General features: G+C 71.3%; 11 protein-coding genes and 4 pseudogenes. 3 read left to right on the top strand and 12 right to left on the bottom strand.

All coding sequences use genetic code 11. The features are described 5' to 3' along the window. Nucleotides 1-27 precede the first annotated feature (27 nt). Nucleotides 28-2,163 (bottom strand): alkaline phosphatase family protein, encoded by a 2,136-nt coding sequence (locus AB3K78_RS00890; RefSeq protein WP_416445342.1) that lies wholly within the window; start codon nt 2,161-2,163, stop codon nt 28-30. 335 nt (nt 2,164-2,498) lie between these two features. Here AB3K78_RS00890 and AB3K78_RS00895 point away from each other — a divergent pair, with 335 nt between their 5' ends. Continuing rightward, nucleotides 2,499-3,002, top strand: coding sequence for a hypothetical protein (locus AB3K78_RS00895; protein ID WP_416445344.1), 504 nt, complete (start codon nt 2,499-2,501; stop codon nt 3,000-3,002). A gap of 108 nt (nt 3,003-3,110) precedes the next feature. On the opposite strand, the gene AB3K78_RS00900 is transcribed toward AB3K78_RS00895, so the two are convergent. From AB3K78_RS00900 to AB3K78_RS00940, 9 genes and pseudogenes are all read right to left on the bottom strand, one after another. After that, entirely contained in the window at nt 3,111-3,464 is a 354-nt protein-coding gene (locus AB3K78_RS00900) for a hypothetical protein (RefSeq protein WP_416447391.1), read from the bottom strand. Nucleotides 3,465-3,617: 153 nt separating this feature from the next. After that, nucleotides 3,618-3,743, bottom strand: a pseudogene (locus AB3K78_RS00905) (hypothetical protein); the annotation flags it as partial. 113 nt (nt 3,744-3,856) lie between these two features. After that, nucleotides 3,857-4,660, bottom strand: a pseudogene (locus tag AB3K78_RS00910) (hydantoinase/oxoprolinase N-terminal domain-containing protein); the annotation flags it as partial. Next, entirely contained in the window at nt 4,657-5,784 is a 1,128-nt protein-coding gene (locus AB3K78_RS00915; RefSeq protein WP_416445346.1) for a DUF917 domain-containing protein, read from the bottom strand. The pseudogene AB3K78_RS00910 and the gene AB3K78_RS00915, both read right to left, overlap by 4 nt. Continuing rightward, on the bottom strand, nt 5,781-7,193 hold the full coding sequence (locus tag AB3K78_RS00920; protein ID WP_416445348.1) for a cytosine permease: 1,413 nt from the start codon (nt 7,191-7,193) through the stop codon (nt 5,781-5,783). The genes AB3K78_RS00915 and AB3K78_RS00920 overlap by 4 nt, the downstream gene beginning before the upstream one ends. After that, nucleotides 7,190-7,792 (bottom strand): TetR/AcrR family transcriptional regulator, encoded by a 603-nt coding sequence (locus AB3K78_RS00925; protein WP_416445350.1) that lies wholly within the window; start codon nt 7,790-7,792, stop codon nt 7,190-7,192. Before AB3K78_RS00925 ends, AB3K78_RS00920 begins: the two co-directional genes overlap by 4 nt. 92 nt (nt 7,793-7,884) lie before the next feature. Beyond that, on the bottom strand, nt 7,885-8,571 hold the full coding sequence (locus AB3K78_RS00930; protein ID WP_416445352.1) for an NUDIX hydrolase: 687 nt from the start codon (nt 8,569-8,571) through the stop codon (nt 7,885-7,887). Between the two features lie 8 nt (nt 8,572-8,579). Continuing rightward, complete coding sequence (locus tag AB3K78_RS00935) at nt 8,580-8,855, bottom strand: hypothetical protein (protein ID WP_416445354.1); 276 nt, start codon at nt 8,853-8,855, stop codon at nt 8,580-8,582. 13 nt (nt 8,856-8,868) lie between these two features. Beyond that, nucleotides 8,869-10,478 (bottom strand): annotated as a pseudogene (locus tag AB3K78_RS00940) (acyl-CoA carboxylase subunit beta). A gap of 122 nt (nt 10,479-10,600) precedes the next feature. On the opposite strand from AB3K78_RS00940, the gene AB3K78_RS00945 reads away from it, so the two are divergent. Then, entirely contained in the window at nt 10,601-11,440 is an 840-nt protein-coding gene (locus AB3K78_RS00945) for a biotin--[acetyl-CoA-carboxylase] ligase (RefSeq protein WP_416445356.1), read from the top strand. A gap of 58 nt (nt 11,441-11,498) precedes the next feature. On the opposite strand, the gene AB3K78_RS00950 is transcribed toward AB3K78_RS00945, so the two are convergent. Further along, entirely contained in the window at nt 11,499-12,938 is a 1,440-nt protein-coding gene (locus AB3K78_RS00950) for an APC family permease (protein ID WP_416445358.1), read from the bottom strand. A gap of 44 nt (nt 12,939-12,982) precedes the next feature. After that, nucleotides 12,983-14,613: pseudogene (locus AB3K78_RS00955) on the bottom strand (amidohydrolase). A gap of 194 nt (nt 14,614-14,807) precedes the next feature. Here AB3K78_RS00955 and AB3K78_RS00960 point away from each other — a divergent pair. Next, entirely contained in the window at nt 14,808-15,536 is a 729-nt protein-coding gene (locus AB3K78_RS00960; protein ID WP_416445360.1) for a TetR/AcrR family transcriptional regulator, read from the top strand. Nucleotide 15,537 lies beyond the last annotated feature (1 nt).

The raw sequence follows: 15,537 nt of genomic DNA on the forward strand, positions 1-15,537 counted from the left end.
CGGGAAGGCCCGGACCCCGGGCTCGAGCTACTCGGCGATGCGGCGCGCCCGGCGGATGCCGAACGCGATGCCCGCACCGGCCAGCGCCAGCAGGGCGGTGCCGAGGATCACGGCGCCCGCGGGATCCGCGGCGCCGGTGACGGCGAGCCCGTCGCCCTTCGCACCGGCGGTGCCCTGCGCGTCGGTTCCCGCGCTCGCCGCGTTCGCGCCGTTCGCATTCGCGTTCGCGGTGCCCGGAGCCGCGGAGACCCCGCCAGCGGTCGTCCCGTTGCCCGCTGCGGTTCCGTTCGCGCCGGTCCCGTTCGCGCCGGTCCCCTCCGTGCCCGTGCTCGGGGCGGAAGCGACCGAGAGCGGGATCGACACCTCGGACCCGTCGGCCCGCTTCGCGACCAGCGTGTGCGCCCCGGCCGGGGTGCTCGCAGGGATCGTGACGCGCTGCGAGAGCGAGCCGTCGGCGCCGGCGGTCGCGGTGCCGAGCGCGACGGGGGTCGAGTGCAGCTCGAGCTCGAGCCGCTCGCCGGCCGCGAAGCCGGTACCGGATACGGTCACGGTGCCGCCGGCCACGACGGACGGCGCCGAGACGGCGATCGCGGCCGGATCCGGTGCGGGCGCGTCGGGCTGGGTCACGCGGACCTGGTCGATGGCCCAGAACGCGCTGTTGATGCCGCTGTACGAGAAGTTGAGCCGGATACTCTTCGGCAGCTGGCCCTTCGCGTCCCGGGGCAGCTCGTACGAGAAGCGCTCGACCTGGTTCACCGGGTTCGCGCGGGTGCCGTTCGCGGGGTAGTCGACGAGCTTCTGCGGCTGCAGGCCGGAGGCCTCGTCGAAGCTCACGCGCACGCCGGCGCCCTGGGGGTCGTCGACGGCGTAGTCCGAGACGAAGGAGATGTCGACCGTGGCGGCCCCGTTGAGGGGGTACTCGGGCGAGATGAGCGTGGAGTCGAAGTTGCGGCCGCTCTTCGGGCTCACGTCGTCCCACTCGTCGGAGTCGGCGACGGCGAACACGTTCCGCGAGCGGACGTTGTTCTCGCGATGCTGGCCGAGCTCGGCGTTCGAGAAGAAGTCGTCGGTCATGAAGGTCCAGCCGCGGAACTCGGTCGAACCGCCGGTGGGCATGTTCGAGTTGTCGACGGTCCACCCCTCGGGCGCCTCGTTCGTCCAGCCGGTGATCCCGGCGAGGCCCTTCTCGTCGACGGCGCCCCGCAGCTTCGGGCGGAGCGCGTCGAACGCATCGGGAACGATGTCGTTCACGGCTTCGCCGTCGAGCTCCCAGGCGGAATCCCGCGCGATCCCGTCGTGCGCGAGCACGGTCGGCGCGATGTCGGCGATCTTGACGTCGTCACGGGTGGTGCCCGCCGCGAACTCGGCGCCCTTCGCGATGACGAAGGTCTTGCGCTCGAGACGCGACGCCCCGCCGTGACCGCCGGTCGGGGTGTGCCCGTGGTCGGCGGTGACGATGATCAGCCAGTCCTCGTTCGCGTAGCCGGGACGCTGCTCGACGGCACCCACGATCTTCGCGATCTGCTGATCCGCGGTCTGCAGAGCCGTGCGGTAGGCGGCGGAGGAGGATCCCGAGCTGTGCCCGGCGCCGTCGACCTCGTCGAGGTGCACGAACACGTCGTCGGGGGTGCCCGTGGACAGGCGCTCGACGGCCTTCGCCGTGGTGTCGGCGTCGTTCTTGCCCTGTACGCGCTCGTCGACGGCGGAGCCGAAGACGGTGGTCGAGATCGGGCCCCAGGTGCCGACGACGAACGTGCTGCGCTGCGGCGCGGACTGCTCGATGCGAGTCAGGTAGTCGGGGAACTGCGCGTAGTTGGGGCTCGTGAAGTTGTTGTCGGTGACCCGGTGCTTGTCGGGCCAGACGCCGGTCGCGATGGTCGACCAGCCGGCACCGGAGACGGTGGGGGCCATGGGCGAGGCGGGCAGGTTGCTGGTGGCGGTGAGACCGCCCTGCTGCAGCGCGTGGATCGCCGGGGTCTCGGCCTGTTCGAGCACGTCGAACGAGGCTCCGTCGACGCCGATCACCAGGGTCTTCGGGGTGCGCGGCGCATCGGTCGGCACGGGGGCGCCGGTGGGCGCCGCGTTGGCGGCCGATCCGGCGCACACGCCGGTGATGCCGAGCAGGACTGCGGCGGCAGATGCCGCGACCGCGTGTTTCCTCACAGTGGTTCTCTCCAAATGACTGAGGGGTCGGGGACGGCCGCCCGAGGGGAGGACGGGCGACCGCACACCAGTCTGGGAAGACGCCGGAGCGGACGCAGCGACACGCCAGGCGGTCACGCGCGCTTCCGCGCGGAGACATCGCGGGTTCACGGCGGAGCCCGGTCGGTCCGCGCTCCGCTCGGCATCGGCGCCGGGGAAAAGAACCGGGAAATTCCAGGTCAGACCCATGAACCGGGCGATTCGCGGAACCGTGCGGACGGTCGGAGCGAACTCGGCGGTTCGCGACTTCGCCGTCCGATGAACACTGCGGAAACGAGACCGGGTACGCTTCGAGCGTGTCCCTCGAATCAGTGTTCCGTCGGCTCGACCGCATCGCCGGAGGCAGGAAGTCCGGCGAGCTGATCCCCGAGCGGATGTCCGCGCATCCGCGCACCCGGCGCGCGTTCCGCTGGATCGGCTGGTTGCTCGCCGTCGAACTCGTGATCGGCGTCGGCGCGGTGGTCGTCGCGCTGCTGCTGGCGGAGAACGGCGAGCGCGTGCCGTTCGCGGTCTGGATGCGTACCCTCGTGGTGCTCGGGATGACCGCGACGCTCTTCTACTTCGCCTGGCGCGCGTCGCTCGGCTGGCGCTGGGCGTACCAGCGGCTGCGGTTGTTCGCCCAGATCTTCCCCGTGATCACGCTCGTCATGGCGGCGATCCCGGGACTCTACCCGACCTGGATGGTCACCGAGCAGATCGTCTTCAGCCTGATCATGATCGGGATCGCCGACTTCCTCACGAGCGACCACATGCGCGAGGCGTTCCGGGCTCCGGGGGAGGACCCGGGAACCGCCGCTTGAGTGGGGAGCCGCTCCGTGGTCTTGCCTCTCCGAGACACCACTGCGCCCCCGAGACACCACGAAGCTTCATGGTGACTCGCAGGCGCAGTGGTGTCTCGGGGACCGCGATCAGGCGAGTCGCCCGGCCGCACGGGCGCGGACGATCACGGTGTCCTCCATGTAGGCGACGGGCAGCTCCTCCAGTGCAAGCACTTCGACGGTCCCGGCTGCCGCCCCGGCCTCGACCGCGCGCTCGATCGCCTCGGCGCGGACGGCATCTACGGCCTCCTGGCGCGAGGTCTCGCGCAGCGAGAACACGCGCTCCGCCTGCCCGGCGACGTCGCCGAGGGCCGCACCGACGGCGTTCGCCGCACCCGCGTGGTCCGGGCGGATCACCGCAGAGACGCCTGCGAGGCCGTCGGGGGAGATCACGGATCCGCCGCCGACGAGCACGATGGGCACGGGGGCCGCGCTCGGCTTCATGCGGTCGATGGACTCCTCGAGCAGCGCGCGGATCGCCGCTTCGCCGGCCTCCCGCAGCCGCGGCTCGATCGCGACCGGACGTCCGCCGTCGATATCGAGACGACCGCCCGCGACCGCGATGTCGGTCGTGGTGAGCGTGCCGCCGCCGAAGACGAGCGCCTCGCTCGTGATCCGGAAGCCGACGCTGTCGGGGCCGAGCACGACGGGGTCCCGCTCGGAGGCGCCGGTGCCGCGCACGACGGTGCCGCCGCCGAGTCCGACCGAGAGCACGTCGGGCATGCGGAAGTTGGTGCGGATCCCGCCGATCTCGGCCGCGTGCGCCGACTGGCGGGGAAGCCGCCGACGAGCACCCCGATGTCGGTCGTCGTGCCGCCGATATCGACGACGAGCGCGTCGCTCACCCCGCTCAGGTGCGCGGCGCCGCGGATCGAGTTGGTCGGACCGCAGCCGATCGTCAGCACCGGGAACCGCAGCGCGAAGTCGAGCCGCATGAGCGTGCCGTCGTTCTGACCGAAGTAGATGTCGGCGTCGATCCCGTGCGCATCGAGCGACTCGCGGAATCCGTCGGCCATGCGGCCGAGCGTGCGCACGAGCGCCGCATTCAGGATCGTGGCGTTCTCGCGCTCCAGGAGCCCGATGGATCCGATCTCGGCCGAACGCGAGACGGGCAGACCGAGCTCCTCCTCGGCGATCTCGGCCGCGCGCAGCTCGTGCGCGTCGGCGACGGGCGAGAACACGCCGACCACGGCGACCGCGTCGACGGCCCCGCGCATCTCGGCGCAGGCGGCCCGCACCGCGGCCTCGTCGAGCGCGCTGATCTCGCGCCCGTCGAACTCGTTGCCGCCGGCGATCACGAAGGCCGGGCCCGCGACGGCGTCGCGCAGTTCCCGCGGCCAGCCCTCGAAGGGCGGCACGGCCGTGGTCGCGGGCCCGCCGATGCGCAGCACCCCGACCCGGCCGAGCCCGCGGCGCTCGACGATCGCGTTGGTGCAGTGGGTGGTGCCGAGCATGGCCGCGCGCACCTCGGACGCCGGGATGCCGGAGGCCTCGAGCACGCGGTCGATCGCCCGGGCGACGCCGTCGCCCGAGTCGGCCTCGGTCGGCGACTTGATCGAGGCGACGACCTCCAGCCGCTCGTCCAGCACGACCGCGTCGGTGTTGGTGCCGCCGACGTCGATTCCGATCCGGTAGCTCATGCGCGGGCCTCCTCGGCCCGCAACGCGAGCTCCTCGATCGGCTCGTACGCGACGTCGTAGCCGAAGTACTGCGGACCCGCGGTCGCGAGCCCGATCTCGGTGCGCCACTGCGGGTGGCACGGGAACGCCACGACCGTGACGCGGGCGCCGTACCGCAGCGTCTCGGTGGTGATGGGATGCCCGGTCGACTGGTCGAGCACGGCGATGAGGTCGGGCGTGACCGCGGCGAGCACCCCGTCGCGGCGGCCGAGCAGCATCTCGTTCTGGAAGTCGAGCTCGAAACCCGCGCCCCGGTCGTCACCCGTTCCGGCGAGGATCGCGCGGCCGCGGGTGAAGCCGCCCGAGACGGCGCGCTCGATCTCGGTCACCTTGCCGTCGAACAGGCGGGTGCCGCCGAGCTCGTCGAGCATGCGCCCGATCCGCTCCTCGTCGCGCAGCTCGGCGCCGAGCAGCAGCTCGCCGATGCGGCGCGCGGTGCTGAGCGTGCCGGGGATCGCGACGTCGCGGACCACGGACCCGGGGTAGGCGTAGTCGATCATGGTGGCGGATCCGCCCATCTCGAACGACAGCACGCGCGCGAGCCGCTCGGACCACGCGCCGCTCACCGGTCGTGAGAGCACCGCGTTGCCCTGCGCATCGACGAGCACGGTGGTGCCCGGGCCGAGGCCCGCGAGGTGGTAGGTGACCATCTGCGCCTCGGGGAAGGCGCGGCCCATGGCGTCGCCGTCGACGATCGGCAGACCGCGCTCGGCGGCCGCCGCGATCGGGATCAGCGAGTTGCCCCCGCCGATCTCGATCGGCATGATCGCGGCGACCCGCTGCCCCGTGCCCTGCTCGAGCAGGTCGATGGCGGTGACGAGCTCCTCGGCCGCGGCGATCTTCTCGATCGAGACCGAGGGCGCTCCGATCATGCCGACGGGCGCGACGATCCCGGCGTCGTCCAGATCCCGGACCGCGACGACCGGTACGGGGCCGTGCTCGCGGATCGCCCGCTTCGCGTGCAGTGCGCCGACGTGCGGATCCCCGCCGCCGCCCGTGCCGAGCACGGCGGCGCCGATCGCGATCGCGTCGATGTCCTCCTCGGTGATGCGGGTCAGGGCGGTTCCGGTGCGGGCCGCGGTCATCGATCGACTCCCTTCGCGATCTCGGCGGCGGCGTGCAGGTCCTGCGCGTCTCCGTCGGCGTTCTGGTCCGGTGCGGCGTTCGCCGCGTCAGCGCCCCGATTCCGGCGCACGAGCCCGATGAGGGCGTGCGCCGCGAACGCCGCGAGGATCGCGTCGAGCGCGGGAATTGTGGTGAGGGTGAAGAGCCCGAGGCCGAGCCCGTTGCCCGGCTGGGTCGTGCAGACGCCCACGAGGCCGCCGATCGCCCATGAGACGAAGGCCCACGCGTCGACGGCGGGCACGGCCGCGCTCCCGGAGCGCAGCCGGCTCGAGCGGCGGGCGAAGAACTCCGCGAGATAGACGCCGCCGTAGGGCGCGATGAACGTGCCCATGACCGAGATGAAGGGGATGAACGCGTCGTAGATGCCGAACAGGGCTGCGGCGATCGCGACGACACCGCCGATCACGGTCAGGGTCCGACGGCTCACGCGGGTGAAGATCGTCGACAGGTTGAGGGCGGCCGAGTAGAGGTTGTTGGTGTTCGTGGTCCACTGCGCGAGCGTGAGCACGACGACGGCGATCGCGCCGAGGCCCAGCATGAAGAACATGCGCATGAGATCCTGTGCGCCCATCACGCGGGAGAGCACGAGCGCGACGATCACGATGAGCGAGTTGCCGATGAAGAAGCCGATGAACCCGGCGGCCATGGCGTGCTTCGGAGTGCGCGCCCAGCGCGCGATGTCGGGCGAGATGACGACGCCGAAGACGAAGATGCCCATGACGAGCGAGACCGCTCCGCCGAAGGTGAACTGCGGCGTCACCTCGGCGAAGAGCTGGCCACTGCCGAACTGCACGAACGCGAGCACCACGGCGAGGCCGAGCAGGGCGATGAGCAGCGGGACGGCCCACGAGCTGAGGCGCTCGATCGAGCGGTAGCCCCAGAGCGCGGTCAGCACCATGAGCGCGCCGCCGATCACCGTGAACACCTGCACCGGCACGTCGACGTGCAGGAGCTCGTCGACCGCGATGCGGGCGTTGTCGGCGAAGAACCCGGTCTGCACGCCGAACCAGCCGAGCGACGAGATCGCCATGGCGATCGAGATCACGCGGCCCCCGGCCCGGCCGAAGACGGTGCGGGCGATGACCGAGCTGGTGAACCCCGTGGCCGCGCCCACGTAGGTGCAGGCCATCGCCAGGACCCCGAGCAGGACCGAGCCGATGATCGTCGCGGCGAGGGCCTCGCCGAAGGGCATGCCGGCGCCGAGCTGGACGCCCATGATGGTGCCCGAGAGGTCGATGCCGATGGCGATCCAGATGCCGGCGATGGGGAGCCAGCCCTTGCGCTCGGCGGCGGGAACGACGCCCTGCTCGTAGTCGGAGCGGCCGCGGCTCTGCGGCGCTGCTGCGGGGGTGGACGGGGGAGTGGTCATGATCGGTTCTCCTGAACCGGGATCCCGAAGCCGAGTGCGGTGGCCAGCAGGTCCCAGGTGCGCGTGAGGTGCTCCGCGTAGAGCACGGGTTCGTAGTGCTTGAGCTGCAGGAACAGGCCGTCCATCAGGCAGGTGAAGTGCGCGGTGAACGCGTCGGGGTCGACGCGCGCGAACCTGCCTGCGTCGCGCCCCTCGACGTAGGTGGCGCGGATGGCTTCGGCGAGCTCCTCGTCCCAGCGGCGGAAGACGCCGGAGGGATCGGTGCCGGCGGGGATGCCGCCGGTGATGGACCGGAGATGGAAGTCCACGAGTTCGGGGCGTTCCTGGTAGAACGCGGGAACCCCCGTCAGGATCTTGTGGAGCCGTTCGAGCGGGTCGAGCTCGCGCGATTCGGCGAGCAGTCGGGTGAAGTAGTCGCGGTGCTCGGCGATGGAGCGGGTGTAGACCTCCACGTAGAGCTCCTCCTTGCCGGAGAAGTGCGCGTAGATCGACGGGGCCTTGATCCCCACGTCCGCGGCGATCTCCTTGAGGGAGGTCTCCGCGTAGCCTGCCCGGGCGAATCGCTCGCGCGCGGCTGCGATGATCTGGGATCGGGTCATCTTCGAACCACCTAACTAACCTTCGTTAGGCAACGGTAAGACCACTGCGCCGCCGTGTCAATTCTCGGAGGTCCGCAGCTCGGCGGAATGGCCTACGGCAGGACCGGGAACTCCACCGAGGGATCCCAGTCGCCGCCCCAGCCGACCTCGGCGAACAACCGAGCGAGCAGCATCCCGGTGAAGCCCCAGACCACGCGACCGCCGAAGCGCTCGTCGAGCCGGAACGCCTCGCCGCGGAACTCGTCGCCCGCGCGACGGAGCACCGAGGTCCCGCGGGCCGCGGGATCGAGCAGCTCGGCGACGGGCACCCGGAACACGTCGACCGACTCCGTGCGGTCGGCCGCGACGGTGCTCGGCAGGCGCCACCAGCCGACCACGGGAGTGACGAGGTTGCTGCTGACCGGGACCCAGATCTCGGGCAGGGTGCCGAGCACGTCGACGCCGGCCGGGTCGAGCCCGGTCTCTTCCCACGCCTCGCGCAGCGCGGTCGCGGCCCGGTCGGCGTCGCCGGGCTCCACGCCGCCGCCCGGGAACGCGATCTGCCCCGCGTGGTGCCGCATGCCGTCGGCCCGGCGAGTGAGCAGGACGTCGAGGGTCGGCGGCACCGCCGGATCGGGCACGCTGCAGGGCACGTCGTCGAGCGCGCCGAACAGGATCAGCACCGCCGATCGCCGCGCGGGCCGTCCCGATTCGAGCGCCTGCGGGGTGGTCGAGATGTCGAGGCCCGACGCGAGGGCGCGCTCGAGCTCGGCTCGGGCGTCCTCCGGAGTGCTCGGCACGGTCTCGATCAGCCCTCGTGCAGCAGCTCGCTGATCCCCTCGGGGACCCGCTGGGAACGGGCCCAGGGCTCGCGGTCGCGGCGGGCGACCCGCTTCACCTGAGCGGTCTCCTCGGCGCGCGACTCGGTCAGCACCGCGATCACCGCGGCGCGCTCGTGGTCGCGCACGCCACGGGTCACGAAGCGGAAGTCGTCGCCGTGCAGGGTCGGGTCGGGCTCGCCGATCTCCTCGCGCTTGGCAGCGTCTCGGGCAGCGGCGTCGGGCGGCAGCAGTTCGTCGTTCACGTCGTCCTTCGGCCTAGAGCGGGATGTTGCCGTGCTTCTTGGCGGGCTGCTCGGTGCGCTTGCCGCGCAGGCCGCGCAGCGACTTGATGACCGCGAGGCGGGTGCCGGCGGGCTCGAGCACGTTGTCGAGCTCGCCGCGCTCGGCGGCGAGGAACGGGCTCGTCACGTCGGCGGTGTACTTCGCGGTCAGCTCCGCGCGCAGCGCCTCGACGTCCTCGCCGCGCTCCGCGGCAGCGGCCAGCTCCTTGCGGTAGAGGATGTTGACGGCGCCCGATCCGCCCATGACCGCGATCTCGGCGGTGGGCCACGCGATGTTGAAGTCGGCGCCCATCTGCTTCGATCCCATGACGATGTAGGCGCCGCCGTAGGCCTTGCGCGTGATGATCGTGACGAGCGGAACGGTCGCCTCGGCGTAGGCGTAGAGCAGCTTCGCGCCGCGGCGGATCACGCCCTGGAGCTCCTGGTCCGTGCCGGGCAGGTAGCCGGGCACGTCGACGAGGGTGAGGATCGGGATCGAGAACGCGTCGCAGAAGCGGACGAAGCGCGCCGCCTTCTCGCTCGCGTCGATGTTGAGGGTGCCCGCCATCTGCGCGGGCTGGTTCGCGACGATGCCGACGGTGCGGCCCTCGACGCGGCCGAAGCCGATCAGCATGTTGGGCGCGAACAGCGGCTGCACCTCGAGGAACTCGCCCGAGTCGAGGATCGCCTCGATGACGACCTTCATGTCGTAGGGCTGGTTCGGGCTGTCCGGGATGATCGTGTTGAGGCGACGGTCGGCGTCGGTGATCTCGAACGCGGTGTCGCTGTCGTAGACCGGGGCCTCGGCCAGGTTGTTGTCCGGCAGGTAGCTGATGAGCGCCCGCGCGTAGTCGAGGGCATCGTGCTCGTCGCTCGCGAGGTAGTGCGAGACGCCGCTCGTCTTGTTGTGGGTGAGCGCGCCGCCCAGCTCCTCGAAGCCGACCTCCTCGCCCGTGACGGTCTTGATGACGTCGGGGCCGGTGACGAACATGTGGCTGGTCTGATCGACCATGATCACGAAGTCGGTGAGCGCGGGGAGTAGACCGCGCCGCCGGCCGACGGGCCCATGACGATCGAGATCTGGGGGATGACTCCCGAGCACATCGTGTTCAGGCGGAAGATGCTCGCGTACTTCGAGAGGGCGACCACGCCCTCCTGGATGCGGGCCCCGCCGGAGTCGAGAATGCCGAGCACGGGGGCACCGGTTTTGAGCGCGAACTCCATCGCCTTGACGATCTTCTCGCCCGCGACCTCGCCGAGCGACCCGCCGAAGGTCGTGAAGTCCTGCGAGTAGACGACGACCTGGCGGCCGTGGATGGTGCCCGCGCCGGTGACGACGGAGTCGCCGAACGGACGGCTTCGCTCCATGCCGAAGCCCTGGGTGCGGTGCTTCACGTACTTGTCGAACTCGACGAAGCTGCCCGGATCGAGCAGGGCGGCGATGCGCTCGCGCGCCGTCATCTTGCCGCGGGGGTGCTGCTTCGCAGCTGCTGCGGCATCGCGGTCGCCCACGGCCTCCTGGTACTTGCGCCGGTGGTCCGCGATGCGCGAGGCGGTCGTGGCGGCCGAGGGCTCGGTGGTCTCGGTGGCGTTCTCTGCAGTCACGGGTGTCAGCCTAGCGCGCGACCCATGCCGCAGGTTGGAGGAGCGCTCTCAAGGAACCGGCGATTCCGCTGGAGGATTCCTCCAGCGGGCGAGGAGGACGCCGCGCCGCTACGCTCGTTCGCATGGACCTGCCTCGCACCCGCGCCCTGCTGCCCCGCGTCGAGTGGCGGGAGTCCTCGCCGTCGACCAACGCCGAACTCCGCGAGCTCGTCGCAAATGAACCGGGGCTCCCGAACGGCACGCTGCTCGCGACCGCGGACCAGACGGCGGGCCGGGGCCGGCTCGGCCGCGGCTGGGTCACGCCACCGGGCACCTCGATCGCGGCGTCGCTGCTGCTGCGCGGCCCCGGCATCCGAGTGGTCTCGGCCGCGCTCGGACCGGGCTGGACCCCGCTCATCGCCGGGTCCGCGGTGACGGACGCGCTGCAGCCGCGCTTCGCCGCGGATTCGGGTCTGCGGGTCGGGGTGAAATGGCCGAACGACGTGCACGTGCGCGACGAGGACGACGCGGTCGCGGGGCGGCCGGGCCGCAAGCTCTGCGGGATCCTCTGCGAGATGCTGCCCGACGGGTCCGTGATCGTCGGCACGGGCCTCAACCTGCTGATCCCCGAGTGGGAGCTGCCGACCGACCGGGCATCGTCGCTGCTCGCCGCGGGCGCCGACGTGGGCGGGGCCGAGACGCTCGACAGCGATGCGGGGCGGACGCTCGCCGACGAGGTGATCGCCGCAGTGGCGGGCGGCCTGCTGCGACTGGTCGAGCGCGCTGCGCAGGACGCCGGGGCCGTCCGGGCGCGCGTGCTGCGGCATTCGCTCACCCTCGGCTCCGAGGTGCGCGTGCATCTGGCCGACCGCGTGGTCGACGGCCGTGCACGCACCCTGTCGGACGACGGCTCGCTCGTGGTCGACCTGCCGACGGGCGGGGAGCTCGTCGTGTCGGCGGGCGACGTCGAGCACCTGCGGTAGGCGCCCCCGCCCGCCGGTTGAGTCAGCTCGCTCAACCGGCGGGTGCGGGCCGCCCCGCCTAGCGGTTGGGCTCCAGCGGGAACTCGTCGCCGAGCTGGTCGATCTGCTCGGTCGTGGGCTCGCCCTCCGAGAAGTCCATCTTCGGTACGGGCTTGCGGAAGCCGCCCGTCACGATCGCGATGATGATGACGCCGACCACGAGCCAGATGGCGCCCACGAGCCAGGTGAGGGCCTGCAGCGAGGTCCAGAGCCAGATGGTGAGGGCGAAGCCGATCACCGGCATCACGAGGTAGCGGACCCACTTCCAGAACCCGAACTGCTCGCGGCGACCGCCCTTCGGGAACACGTAGGTGCGGATCACCGACAGGTTGACCAGCGCGAACGCCGCCAGGGCACCGAAGCTGATCATGAAGGCGACGGTGTCGAGCGACAGGAACAGCGCCGAGAGGGCGAAGACCGAGACCACGCAGGCGGCGACGATCGGAGTGCCGAAACGGCGGTGCAGGCGGGCGAGCGGCTTCGGCAGCATGCCGTCGCGACCCATCGCGTAGAGGATGCGCGACACCGAGACCTGGCCGGTCATGCCCGAGCCGAACGCGCCGACGACGTAGATCGCGACGAAGAACGCGGTGAACCAGCTCACGCCGAAGCTGTCCATCACGGTGGTGCCCGCGGCGTCGATCTGCTCCTTGTTCAGCGTCGACCAGTCCGGGCTGAACGCGAGCGCGCCCGACCACGACACGAGGATGAAGAAGAAGCCGCCGACCAGGGTCGAGAGCAGGATCGCGCGCGGGATGTCCTTGCGCGGGCGCTTCGCCTCCTCGGACAGGGTCGAGACCGCGTCGAAGCCGAGGAAGGAGAGCGCGAGCACCGCCGCACCCGACGCGATGGCGCCGATGCCGCCCTCGCCGAAGGTGAAGGGCTCGATGAGGCCGACCGACTGGTCTCCGCCCAGGTACTCCTTGAACGCGAGCGCCATGAACACGATCACGAGCACCACCGAGAGGGCGATGATCACGAAGTTCACCTTGTTGACCAGGTTGATGCCGAGGATGTTGAACAGCAGCACGAGCAGCAGCGAGGCGAGGGTGAACGCCCAGACCGGGACCGCGGGGAACTGCGTGTTCAGGTAGATGCCGATGAGCATGAAGTTGATCATCGGGATGAAGAGGTAGTCGAGCAGCATGACCCAACCGGTGAGGAAGCCGATGGCCCCGCCGAACGACTGCTGCGTATAGGTGTACGCGGATCCCGCGACCGGGTAGCGCCGCACCATGGCGCCGTAGCTCGCCGCGGTGAAGAGCATGGTGACGACGGCGACCACGTAGGCCGCTGGCAGGTGGCCGTCGGTCACCTGGTTCACGATGCCGTAGGTGGTGAACACCGTGATGACCGTCATGTAGGTCACGCCGAAGAGCGTGAGGCCGGTCAGGCCGAGGGCGCGCTTGAGGTGCGGGCCGCCCGTTGTGCTGGTGGACACGGTTGCTGGATCGGACACGGGTTTTCTCCTTTGAAAAGGTCCGGATGGGGCGCCTGGGCGCCCTAGGAGGATGATCCCACGAAGGTCGCACGACCCGCGAGCCACGTGCCGCGGATCGTGATCTCGGGGATCCGGTTCGGGTCGACCGCGAGCGGGTTCTCCGAGAGCCAGACGAGGTCGGCGGTCATGCCGACGTCGAGGGTGCCGCGGTCGGTCGCGAGCGCCTGCCGCGCGATGCCGCGGGTGTAGGCGGCGTACGCCTCGCCTGCGGAGACGCGCTCCTCGGGCAGCCAGGATTCCGCGTCGGGCTCGAGGTGGCTGTGCCGGGTGATCGCCGTCGAGAGCGCGGGGCGCCAGTCCTTCGTGGTGACCGGCCAGTCGCTGCCGAACGAGACGGTCGCGCCGCCGCGCAGCACCGAGCCGATGAGGTACTGCCAGCCTTCGCGATCATGCCCGATGTGCGGGATCGTGAGCGACTCCATGACCGCGTCGCACTGCGCCCAGTAGGGCTCGAAGTTCGCGATGATCCCGATTTCGGCGAAGCGCTCGGCGTCTCCGGGGGCGAGCATCGCGACGTGCGCGATCACGTGGTGCCGTTCGCGGGCCGGATCCTGCGCCTGTGCGGCCTCGAGCGCGTCGAGCGCCGATCGCACCGCGGCGTCGCCGATCGCGTGCAGGTGCAGCTGGAACCCGAGCGCGTCGAACGCGGCGGTGGCCGCCCGCAGCTCGGCCTCGTCCCAGTTGGGCAGGCCGCGGTCGTCGGGCCGGTCGGCGTAGGGGAGGTGAGCGCCGCCGTGTGATTCTCGATCACGCCGTCGACGAAGACCTTGATCGTCTCGGCGCTCAGTCGCGGGTGCGCGAGCGCGCGGATCTCGTCGCGGATCGCGGCGAACTCGTCGAGCTGCTCGCGCCAGTGCGCGGGGTCCGCGCGCAGGGCCAGGTTGACCCGGGTATGCAGGCGGTCCTCGCGCACTGCTGCGCGGTAGGTCTCGACGTCACCGGCGTCGACCCAGGCGTCCTGGATCCACGTGGTGCCCTGCTCGGCGTATGAGCGGGTCGCGGCCTCGATCGCGTCGACCCGGGCCTCGAGCGAGAATCCGGGCACCACGTTCGCGAGGAAGTCGTTGGCCGCCGCCTCTTGCAGCGTGCCGAGCGGGCTGCCGTCCTCGCGGCGCACGATGCGCCCGAGGGGCGGATCGGGAGTCTCGGCGGTGATGCCGCCCGCTTCGAGCGCCGCGGTGTTGACCCACGCGGTGTGGTAGTCCCAGGCCCGCAGCACGGTCGGGGTGTCGCCCGTCACCTCGTCGAGCCAGCGGGCGTCGAAGCGTCCGCCGGGGGCGAAGGTGGCGTCGTAGCTCGCGCCGACGATCCACTCGGCATCGGGGTTCGCGGCCTTCCACGCCGCGACGGCGCGGAGGATCCCGTCGAGGTCGGCGGCCTCCCGGACTGCGGGGCCGGCCGCTTCGAGCCCTCCGAGCACCGGGTGGGCGTGGCCGTCGCCCGGAGCCGGGGCCAGGGTGCCTCCGGCGAGGTCGACGACCTCGGCACCGGATTCCCGTGCGAGCGTGAGCGCATCGGCACCGAGCGCGACCACGCGTCCGTCCCGGACTGCGAGCGCGTCGCTCGTCGCCGCGGACCCGGCTGCGGGTGCCGGGTCGATGATCACGGTGCCACCGGTGAAAACGGTCGTCATCTGCTGCGTCCTTGCTGCTGAGGGGTGATCCGGACGCCCGTGGAGCACGGAGCGGTAGGGATCGCGAGCGGAAGTGCCAAAATGAACGGGGTTCGTTTGAGCGCTGCGGAAGAGAATAGTACGAATGCCGGGCGGATGCGAATGAGTTTTGCGATCCGGCTCGGGCCGCGCCAGGATGAACCGGGGAGGCGAAGATGACGACGACCGCGGACGATGGCGACCGCGCGGAGGCCGGGAGGAGCGCCGGGCCGTCGCGCCGCCGCGCGGGCCGCCCCGCGCAGGGGATCCTCTCGCGCCGGCTCATCTTCGAGACCGCGCTGCGCCTCGTGGACCGTGGCGGGGCCGACGCCGCCGGGATCCGAGCGATCGCGAAGGAGCTCGGCGTGCAGCCCTCGGCCCTCTACAACCACGTCGACGGGTATCCGGACCTGATCGCGGGGATGCGCGAGCTGATCAGCGACCGGATCCCGCTCGACATGTTCGACCGCAGCCCGTGGGACGAGGCGCTCGTCGAGTGGTCGGGGCACTACCGAGACGCGTTCGCGGCGCATCCCTCCACCGTCGCGCTGCTCGCCGTGCTGCCGCTCGCCGAGGAGTCCTCGACGACGCTCATGTACGACGGAGTGATCCGCGCCCTGGTGCGGGCCGGCTGGCCCCAGGAGCGGGTGCTGATCCTGCTCGTCGCCCTCGAATCGTTCATCCTGGGCTCCGCACTCGACCTCGGCGCCGACGAGCAGATGCTCGACCCTGGGCCGCGGACGGACGTGCCGACCTTCACCTCGGCGTATCGGGCGCGAGCCGAGTTCCTCTCCGCGAGGCGGCAGAGCACGGCCGACGCCTCGTTCGAGTTCGGGTTGCGGGCGATGCTCGCGGGTTTCCGAGCGGAGTTCGACGCGCTGCGGAGCGACCGGCCCGAGCCCTGAT

This window comes from Leucobacter sp. HNU, assembly GCF_047946755.1.
Lineage (GTDB): Bacteria > Actinomycetota > Actinomycetes > Actinomycetales > Microbacteriaceae > Leucobacter.

Bases quoted from the DNA above. Each gene is read 5' to 3' on its own strand.
- AB3K78_RS00915 (WP_416445346.1), bottom strand. From the start codon at position 5,784: ATGACCGCGGCCCGCACCGGAACCGCCCTGACCCGCATCACCGAGGAG.
- AB3K78_RS00920 (WP_416445348.1), bottom strand. From the start codon at position 7,193: ATGACCACTCCCCCGTCCACCCCCGCAGCAGCGCCGCAGAGCCGCGGC.
- AB3K78_RS00945 (WP_416445356.1), top strand. From the start codon at position 10,601: ATGGACCTGCCTCGCACCCGCGCCCTGCTGCCCCGCGTCGAGTGGCGG.
- AB3K78_RS00960 (WP_416445360.1), top strand. From the start codon at position 14,808: ATGACGACGACCGCGGACGATGGCGACCGCGCGGAGGCCGGGAGGAGC.
- AB3K78_RS00925 (WP_416445350.1), bottom strand. From the start codon at position 7,792: ATGACCCGATCCCAGATCATCGCAGCCGCGCGCGAGCGATTCGCCCGG.
- AB3K78_RS00900 (WP_416447391.1), bottom strand. From the start codon at position 3,464: ATGAAGCCGAGCGCGGCCCCCGTGCCCATCGTGCTCGTCGGCGGCGGA.